10 protein-coding genes are annotated in these 9,166 nt (G+C 55.1%); 7 read left to right on the forward strand and 3 right to left on the reverse strand.

The annotated features are described in order from the left end of the window. Both GTN70_09015 and GTN70_09020 read left to right on the forward strand, forming a co-directional pair. A partial coding sequence (locus tag GTN70_09015; protein ID NIO17124.1) for an AAA domain-containing protein occupies positions 1-897 on the forward strand: 897 nt, incomplete at its 5' end. Between the two features lie 268 nt (positions 898-1,165). After that, complete coding sequence (locus tag GTN70_09020; GenBank protein NIO17125.1) at positions 1,166-1,363, forward strand: zinc ribbon domain-containing protein; 198 nt, start codon at positions 1,166-1,168, stop codon at positions 1,361-1,363. 304 nt (positions 1,364-1,667) lie between these two features. Here GTN70_09020 and GTN70_09025 read toward each other — a convergent pair whose 3' ends face one another. From GTN70_09025 to GTN70_09035, 3 genes are read right to left on the reverse strand one after another with little or no spacing between them, the layout of a single operon-like run. Further along, positions 1,668-2,231: a DUF3106 domain-containing protein gene (locus GTN70_09025; protein ID NIO17126.1), complete on the reverse strand. Its 564-nt coding sequence runs from the start codon at positions 2,229-2,231 to the stop codon at positions 1,668-1,670. Next, entirely contained in the window at positions 2,231-2,749 is a 519-nt protein-coding gene (locus GTN70_09030; GenBank protein ID NIO17127.1) for a hypothetical protein, read from the reverse strand. Before GTN70_09030 ends, GTN70_09025 begins: the two co-directional genes overlap by 1 nt. 18 nt (positions 2,750-2,767) lie before the next feature. Then, entirely contained in the window at positions 2,768-3,382 is a 615-nt protein-coding gene (locus tag GTN70_09035) for a sigma-70 family RNA polymerase sigma factor (protein ID NIO17128.1), read from the reverse strand. Positions 3,383-3,657: 275 nt separating this feature from the next. Between GTN70_09035 and folE the strand changes: the two genes are divergently transcribed. The 5 genes from folE to GTN70_09060 form a co-directional block, all read left to right on the forward strand. Beyond that, positions 3,658-4,218, forward strand: a complete 561-nt coding sequence (gene folE, locus GTN70_09040) for a GTP cyclohydrolase I FolE (GenBank protein ID NIO17129.1) — start codon at positions 3,658-3,660, stop codon at positions 4,216-4,218. Positions 4,219-4,426: 208 nt separating this feature from the next. Beyond that, positions 4,427-5,461: a heat-inducible transcription repressor HrcA gene (gene hrcA, locus GTN70_09045; protein ID NIO17130.1), complete on the forward strand. Its 1,035-nt coding sequence runs from the start codon at positions 4,427-4,429 to the stop codon at positions 5,459-5,461. A 21-nt stretch (positions 5,462-5,482) separates the two neighbouring features. Beyond that, on the forward strand, positions 5,483-6,106 hold the full coding sequence (gene grpE, locus GTN70_09050; protein NIO17131.1) for a nucleotide exchange factor GrpE: 624 nt from the start codon (positions 5,483-5,485) through the stop codon (positions 6,104-6,106). A gap of 78 nt (positions 6,107-6,184) precedes the next feature. Then, positions 6,185-7,300 carry a molecular chaperone DnaJ gene (dnaJ, locus tag GTN70_09055; protein ID NIO17132.1) on the forward strand — a complete coding sequence of 372 codons (1,116 nt, stop codon included), beginning with the start codon at positions 6,185-6,187 and terminating at the stop codon, positions 7,298-7,300. A 13-nt stretch (positions 7,301-7,313) separates the two neighbouring features. Further along, positions 7,314-9,166 (forward strand): ABC transporter substrate-binding protein (locus GTN70_09060; GenBank protein ID NIO17133.1); only part of this gene is annotated, 1,853 nt, incomplete at its 3' end.

A 9,166-nucleotide genomic window follows, 5' to 3' on the forward strand; every position in this document is an offset into this window, starting at 1 on the left:
ATCAAGGACACCGATTCAACGGTGCTGATAACGGGGGAGTCGGGGGTCGGGAAGGAACTCTTCGCCACGGCGATCCACGATCTCTCTTCGCGGAGAAAGGGGCCCTTCGTCAAGGTGACCTGCGCCGCCCTTACCGAGACGCTCCTTGAAAGCGAGCTCTTCGGTCATGTGAAGGGAGCCTTCACGGGGGCTATCGGCGACAAGGTGGGAAGGTTCGAAGCTGCCGACGGGGGAACGGTTTTTCTCGATGAGATAGGGGACATCCCGCTTTCCATACAGGTGAAGCTCCTCCGGGTTCTTCAGGATCACGAGTTCGAGCGGGTCGGGTCCTCCAAAACCATACGGGTAAGCGTCCGGGTTATCGCCGCAACCAACCGGGATCTTAAGAAACTGATGAGGGAGGGGACGTTCCGGGAAGACCTCTACTACCGGTTGAACGTCATTCCTATTCACATCCCTCCCCTCAGGGAAAGGGTCGACGATATCCCCATGCTGGCCGAGCATGTCCTCAAAAAACTCCAGAAGAGAGGTATCGAGAGGGCGCGGGGCGTTTCCCCCGACGCGATGAAGTGCCTCATGAGCTACCCCTGGGGCGGGAACGTCAGAGAGCTGGAAAACCTTATCGAACGGGCCGTTGTGTGCGCGAAGGAGGATATCATCACCGCTGCCGACCTCGACCCCGAAATCCTCGAGTATTGCAGGGAGAAGAGGAAGGCGATTTTTCAGGAGCCCTGCGGACCCGTGGATGCCTCACGGGAAGTTGCGCAGTTCAGCGAGAGGGAAAAGATCGCACGGGCACTGGAAAAAAACCGCTGGAACAGGGGGAAAACGGCACGGGAGCTGGGCGTGGACAGGACGACCCTCTGGAGAAAGATGAAAAAGTACGGCTTTTCCTGAACGATGTTGCACCGCCGTGCAACACTTTTTTCCTAAAGCAACGGGTGCGCTCCCGGGCTGCCCGGGAGGGCGAAAAAAAATTCAACAGAATCAGTGTGTTATGCGAATGAAATTGCTGGCACGCATCTTGTATATACCCCGGGAAAACGGGAAAAAGGTTCACCGAGGATGTGGATGATGCCCGAAAACAGGTATTTATCGGGAGCACGGTACGGGGTGAAGGGAGTGAAGATAACGTTGAGACGAAAAAAGAGCGGAGGTATGCACATTGCCGATTTACGAGTATTCCTGCAAAAGCTGCAACAAAATCTTTGAGGCCTACAGGAAAATATCGGAGGACAAAGAGCACGAGCGCTGCCCTTACTGCGACGGTGAAGGCGTAAAACGGGGGTTCAGCCTATTCGCCAGGACACGTCCGGGGACCGGCAAAAGCTCCTGCGGGCCGAAACGTTCGCCCTTCAGGTGAGCGTAATCCCGGGCCAGCGGGCGCTGGCCTTAAAGGAGGGCAAAGCGGTGTCCAGGGGAGATATCCTGTACATTCTTCTCATCGCCATTTTTGTCATCTTCTACTTCGGTGCCGGGAGAGGGGGTGGGTGATGAGGCGGTTGATTCCGGCAGTTGCCGGAGACTTTCGATGAGTGCAGAGCAGACAAAAGACCGGCAGGGAAAGCGGTAGGTCCGGAGAGTTTTTTTAAGATACAACGGGGAGATAAACCGCCGGGATCATCACCATTTCTCACGCCCTCGAACTGCAAGCCGGAAACGACGTGCTAATCCCTTCTTATCTCGAAGAAATATTTGTAGAGGACATCCCTTTCCCCGGGGGTGAAGTCGCGAAGCTGGTCCATTTCCATGAACCGTTCATACCTTTTCTCCACGGGAATATTCTGCAGGCCTTTCATGTTGTTCCTGATGGCACCCTTTTTCTCGGGAGAAAATCTCCTGAATTTCGACATGGTTCCTTGCAGGTTGTCCCTCTCCTCCGGGGAGAGCTCCTGCATCCTCTTCCACCTTCTCTTCATCCGCTCCCGCTTTTCCGGGGGCATGTTCTTGAACTTTCTGTACCGCTTGAGGATCCGCTCCCGCTTTTCCGGGGGCAGCTTCTCCCACCTCCTGTAGCGCTTGATAATCTTCTCTTTCCGTTCGGGGGGAAGCTTTCTCCACCTTTCCATGTTTTCCGGGTTGCCCGGGCCGTCCCTCTTCCCGATACGATAATGGGGAGCGGCGTTGCCTCCCCGTTTTGCGGTGGCTGTTTGGCCGGGAAGCACCATGAAGAGCGCCGCTGCAAGGAGCGTGATTAATATCGGGCCGGTTCTGTGATTTTGTGCTCTCATTACGTTCCCGCCTTCCCATTCGTGAAGATTTCTTCCATCTCGTCGATTTCCTGCAGTGTTTCGAAAATATCCTCCTCGCCCTCCCCGCTTTCTTCCTCAACGAAGAGCAGAAACTCTCTCTCCTCATCCGGAAGTGTCCCGATTATCTGGCTGTTGTTCCTCGCCATGAAAAGCGTTTGCATCCTCTCTTTCCCGGCGACGAAAAGGATCGTGGAGGCCAGAAGCACGGCCACCAGTCCCAGGGCAGCCGGCTTCAGGGAAGGCCAGAATATCCATCCCGCGGCCTTTTCCTTTTCCCTTCCGGGACGGACCCTGCCCAATCTCTTTTCGATCTCGCCGGCGGAAACGGGGGGCACCTCTCTTGCCTTTTCACGGAGGACCTTCTGGATATCGAGATATTTCCCGCACTCCTCGCATACACGCAGGTGTTCGACCAGCGCGCTTTTCTCCTTCCGCCCCTCCTCTCCATCCAGCGACAGGGAAACGAGTTCCCGTATGAAAGTGCAGTCGTTTTTCACTGTTTCCTCCTTATCCTGTTAAACACCATTCTGGCTCTTTCGTTTCACCCCGATTTCCCCGAGGTGGGCAACGAGGGTCTCCCTTGCCCTGAAGACCCGCAACTTTACGGCTCCCGGCGTTATGCTCAAAATCTGTGCTATCTCCTGGTAGGACAGCCCGTTTACCTGGGCGAGCACGAAGGGCGTCCTGAGAGATTCGGGCAGCGCCTCGACTGCCTCCTGAACGATGACCTCGAGCTCCGCTGCCTGTGCCAAATCGGAAGGGTCCGGAACGGTGGAGGGGTACCGTTTCAGGTGGTAGTCGTAGACGCTCTCATCCGAGACGCTCCCCATCACCAGGTGGGCCGTCTTCTTGCTGTCCCGGAAGTAATTTATCAGGCTGTTCCTGGCTATCGTGAACATCCAGGTGGTGAACTTTGCCCGCTCCTCGAACGTTTCTTTTGCCCGGAATACTCTCAAAAATACCTCCTGCGCCAGTTCTTTCGCAGACTCTTCATCGTGTATGGACCTGTAGAAGAAGGAGACGAGGCGCTGGAAATGCCGCCGGAAAAGGACGTCGAAGGCCTCTTCCCTTCCCCGGGAGAGCAGTTTCATGAGGGCCTCGTCGCTTTTTCTGTCGAGGGAAAAGACCATTATCTACTATAACCCCACAAAGTCCTGCCCGTTTCAATGAGATTATAAATAAATAGCCCGTTCAGGGTTCAAGCTAAAGCGTTCAAAGCAAACAACATCGGATCTTCGCGGCTTCGAATCCTTTGGCGAACCGGTTCTTTTTTTGCACGTTCCTTTCTGTCGTTCTTCCGCTCTGTCCTTCTGAAGGGTTTTTACGCTCTCCTGTCTTTCCCATTTGACTATCGGCCAAGAGGGCAGTAGATTAGGTATGCGGAATGAGGAAAACGGTAAGTGTCATGAAGGAACTGATAAAAAAGATCATACGCGAAGTTGGAGAGGATCCGTTGCGGGAGGGTCTGAAAAAGACGCCCGAGAGGACGGAGGAGGCGCTCAGGTATCTCACCTCGGGGTACAAAAAGGACCCGAAACAGGTGCTGAAAAGGGCTATTTTCCGGGAAGAATACGACGAGATGGTCATCGTCAAGGATATCGACATCTTCAGCCTCTGCGAGCACCATATCCTTCCCTTTCTCGGGAAGTGCCACGTGGCGTATCTTCCGAAGCAAAAGATCGTCGGGCTTTCGAAGATCGTCCGGGTTGTAGAGATTTACAGCCGGCGGCTTCAGGTACAGGAGCGGCTTACCCAGGAGATCGCTTCCGCGATATTTGAGACCCTCGAGCCGCACGGCACCGCGGTGATAATCGAAGCATATCATCTCTGCATGATGATGCGGGGCGTCGAGAAACAGCATGCGAAGGCGGTCACATCGGCCATGCTGGGGGTCTTCAGGACGAAACATGCAACGAGGATGGAGCTTCTCGACCTGTTGAGGTCCGGTGACCCCCTGCTTAGATAGGGTGATGACAGTCTCCCGCGCCGGTTTCCGGGAAGCCGTCGTCGGGGAATCGTAACCATACGGTTTTCTTAAGGTTTTTTTCTGCAGGTCCCGGCTTTTCGGCGGGGCGACGAGGAGCCGTTGCTATTGACAATTGCCCTTATTTTCTGGTATTTTGAAGGTTAGCACTCGGGTAGATAGAGTGCTAAAGATGAGGTTGCCGGGAAATATGAACAAGCTGGCTGAGAGAGAGGACATAATCCTGAAGGCCATCGTCGAGGAATTCGTGCGGGCTGTGGTACCCGTCGGGTCCAGGACGCTGACCAAGAAGATTCCCCTGGATTTGAGTTCGGCAACCATACGGAACGTGATGTCCGACCTCGAGGACATGGGGTATCTGTACCAGCCCCATACCTCCTCCGGGAGAGTTCCGACCACTGCGGGATTCCGCTACTACGTGGAGAGGCTGATGCAGCTCCGGTCTCTGAAGAATGAGGAGATGGAGAGCATCAGCGCCAAGGTGGACAACTTCAAAAGTGACATGATCGAGATGCTGAAGGGAACGAGCAAGATTCTCTCCGACCGAATCCAGCATGCCTGCGTTTTACTCGCACCCGGGCCGGGCCATCTCGTGCTGAAACACATCGGCTTCGTTCTTTTGAGCAGGCGGAGAATACTGGTGCTCCTCGTTGGGAAATCGGGCCTCGTTCAGAACAGGGTTTTTGACCATGACGAGGACATCAGCCAGGACGAACTCGACAGGATATCCAACTACCTCAATCAGGAGGTCGTTGAAAACAGAACCATAATGGAGACGCGAAAAATTATCATGAAGGAGCTCAGGCGGGAGAAGGCCCGGTACAACCGCATCGTGAAAAAAGCGCTCAACCTGGGGGACAAAGCCCTCGAGATGAGCGAAGCCAAGATTATCGTGGAGGGCCAGTCGAAGATTCTCTCCCAGCCGGAGTTTGCGGAGAACCTGGATAAACTCAAGCACGTCATATCGAGCTTCGAGGAGAAAACCACTCTCTTGAAACTCATAGACAACACGATGTCCTCCGAGGGGTTGCAGGTAACCATCGGCGCGGAGAATCCCCTCGAGGAGTTCAAGGATCTTTCTGTCATCTCTGCAGGGTACAGGAGGTCCGATTCCACGATAGGAAAAATAGGGGTAGTCGGCCCGGTGAGAATGGATTACGGAACGATTATCCCCTTCGTTGAGTTCACGGCTCAGCTGTTGAGCGGCAAATTCGAAGACAACTAATCAACACATGAGGTGAACAGGATGTCTGGAGAAAAAAAAGACCGGGACTTTGACAATACCTTCGATGAGCGGGAAAATGAGCTGGCCGCCGTAGAGGAGGTCCCGGCGGGCGGGGACGAGCGGGAGCCTGAGGAGACCATCGACGAGGCCCTGGAAAGGTTGACCAGGGAGAACGAGGAGCTGTCGAATCGTATCCTCTACGTTCACGCCGAACTCGATAATTTCAAGAAGCGAACCGCAAAGGAGAGGGAGCAGCTCGTCGCCTTCGGCAACGAAAGGTTGATAAAAGAGCTCATCCCCGTGCTGGACAGTCTGGAACTGGGTCTCGTGCACGGCAGAGAGGAGGGAGGGGACAGCCAGCTTCTTTCAGGGGTCGAACTTACCTATAACGAGTTCCTCAAGGTACTTAAAAAGTTTGGTGTGGTCCAGCTCGACGCCGGGGATGAGGGCTTCGACCCGAATTTTCACGAGGCCGTATCCAGTATCGCCGTGCCCGACAGGGAGGCCGGGACGATCTACCAGGTCATCCGAAAAGGGTATATGTTGAACGGCAGACTCCTTCGCCCCGTCCAGGTGGTAGTGGTGGCAGAACCCGACGGGGGAACGGGGGAAGAGGGGGGGCTTTCCGAAGACAGGGATGACTGACGGCTCCTTTCCGGCACCATGCCCGGGAAAAATATATAATGGGAGAAGCTTTCTTACGAAACTGAGCGGGGAACCACGTTGAAAAAAGGAAAAGACTTTTATTCGATACTGGGTGTTTCCAGGGATGCCTCGGAAGAGGATTTAAAGAGCGCGTTCCGGAAGCTTGCCCTCAAATACCATCCCGACAGAAATCCCGACGACAGGGGCGCCGAGGAGAAGTTCAAGGAGATCAACGAGGCCTATTCAGTCCTCTCCGATCCCGAGAAGAGGAGGATGTACGACCTCTACGGAACCTCCATGGGTTCGGCGAGCTCCGAGGGATTCGGGTTCAGCGATTTTGGCTTCCACATGGGCGGATTCGAGGACATTTTCTCCGAGTTTTTCGGCGATGTCTTCGGACGGGGCACGAAAACGAGGGCCCAGAAGGGGGCGGATTTACGCTATAACCTCGAGATCGACTTCGGCGACGCGGTTTCCGGCGCCGACAAGTTCATAACCTACCCGACGCACCAGGCATGCAGGGACTGCGGCGGTACGGGCGCCAGAGAGGGGACATCGATAGATGTGTGCCCCGATTGCAACGGGAACGGGCAGGTTTCATACCAGCAGGGGTTTTTCAGCGTCACGAGGACCTGCGCAAGATGCAAGGGCCAGGGAAGGACCGTCCGCGAGTTGTGTCCCAAATGCCGGGGAACGGCTTCGGTCAGAAAAGATAAGAAGGTGAGCGTCAGGGTGCCGGCGGGGGTGGACAACGGGACCAGGCTCAAGCTTCGCGGAGAGGGAGAGCCCGGAAGGCATGGCGGCCCGCCGGGCGACCTCTACGTGATGATCTCTGTCAAACCGCACCCCCTCTTCGAGAGGGTCGGCAATAACGTCATCTGTGCGATCCCCCTCTCCTTTCCCCAGGCGGCTCTCGGCTGCGAGATCGAGGCCCCGACCCTGGAGGGGAAGGAAAAGCTGAAAATCCCTCCGGGCACCCAGGCGGGGACCGAGTTCATACTCAAGAGAAAAGGCGTCCCTGTTCTGAACGGCTTCGGAAGGGGAGATTTCATCGTCCGAATAATCGTAGAAGTGCCCAAGAAGCTCACGAAAGATCAGAAGGAGCTTTTGCGGGAGTTCGAAGAGATTTCCGGAGGCCAGACAGGACCCCTTGGAAAGAGCTTTTTTGAGAAAGTGAAGGAGATCTTCGGGTGAGGGAGGCGCTTTTTTGTCGAAACCTCACGCATCGTTAAAAAAGACGATACTTCTGGCACTGCTCCTTTTCTCCTGCCTGTTCATTGGATTTCCCGTGCACCCCGAGACGGAAGGTGAATCGGAAAGAGCCGCGATGGGGGAACCCGTCGAGGATATCCAGAAGGTGCGAGTTTCCGCGATCGACCTCATAAAGGGGGAAAATATCATCAGGAGGGCGGGGGGAAGAAGAGCGCTTGAGTTCTACGAGGCCCTCTCGGGGTTGCCCGTCGATGACGAAAGGAAGGGGTACGTTTACTTCCGGATAGCGAAAATAACCTATGCTTTCGGTGACTACCAGAGATCGTTCGAGGTCATCGAGAAGGCAATCCCCCTGCTGAAGGCACGGTATAATCTCTACTCGGCGATGTTTTTGAGAATGAAAATATTCGCCGAGATGGGCTGGTACCGGGAAGCGAAGCAGGTTGCAGGTTTTCTCGGAGATTCCGGATTCGTCGACTTCGACGAAAGGGAAATGTACCTGTTCATGGCAAACGCCGATGCGCGGCTCGAAAATCCCGTCGAGGCTTCCGTTTCCTTCGAGAAAGCTTTCGTGCTGAGCGATTACGAGCGCAGGGAGGAAATATACGCTCAGGCCTCCAATACGATATCGTCCCTTTTCGCCGCGACAGCCAACCCCTTCGTCTTCAAGACCGCCCTGGAGAGCACCAATACGCTCCATTTCAGGACCCTCATATCCTACCTGGCAGCCCGGAGGTGCATGGAAGAGAAACTCTACGGTTTCACCCGCTATTTTCTCGATAAATTTGCCGACATTTCTGACTTTACGGGGGAGAAGGAGCAGGGGGACGAGATAGAGATGGCGCTGGCTCGAGAGAGCTACGGCAAGCCGGTGATCGCTGTCTACCTCCCCTTTACCGGCCCCTATTCGGACTTCAGCTTCACGGTCCTGGCGGGCCTGGAAATGGTTTTGATGAAAACCACGTCCCGGTCAGGGTTCCCGGAGAATTCCTTCTTTATCGAGGTACACGATACGTACGGCAACGCATCGATGCTCGCCCGACACCTGGAGGAGGGGAGGGTGGGCAGGAAAGTTCTGGCAGTCGTGGGGCCGCTATCGAGCCGGGAAGGATATTTTTTCGAGGAGGGAGACGGCTTTCCACCGATCTTTTACCTGGGCCAGAAATACCTGGACAGGGGAAGGGGCTTTATCAATTTCGGCTTGAAGCCGTCCCAGGAGGCGATGAAGCTGGTGAACTTCGCCTTTTCCTCGGGTGTGTTCAGAGCCGCCATCCTCTACCCCGAAAATGGATACGGAAGGGCATACCGCGCCGAGGTGATCAGGGCGGCGGAGATGCAGGGGGTAGATATCGTCGTGGACAGGAGCTATCCTCCCGAAACCGAGGATTTCGTGTGGCTCATCAAGGATATCGTTCGGGAAAGCAATTTTGAGGAGTACGCAAGGGTCGAGGAGAGGGATGTGTCGATGCCCGCTCCGTTTGACGGGGTATTTATCCTCGACGTCCCCGGCCGGGGGGTTTTTCTCCACGCGCAGATGGTCTATTATAATATCAAGGTTCCCTATTTTTCCTTCTCATCGTGGGTGAACGTGAATTTCCTGAAAGAGGAAATGGGTGACCTGAAAGGCCTTTACTGTGTCACTGATTTTAACCCTTTCTCTTCCACCAGGGATGTAGCGGATTTCGTCCGGGATTTTGAGGAGCACTACGGAGAGGTTCCCGACAGGTTTGCAGGATACGGTTACGACCTCGGCGTGATGTTCGATTCCTACATCCGCCGGGTTTCCATTCTCGGCCTCGACTTTACCGCCCTGAGGGAACGCCTGACAAGGGAGCTTTACGGAACGAG

The organism is Deltaproteobacteria bacterium (assembly GCA_011773515.1).
Classification (GTDB): Bacteria; Desulfobacterota; Deferrimicrobia; order J040; family J040; genus WVXK01.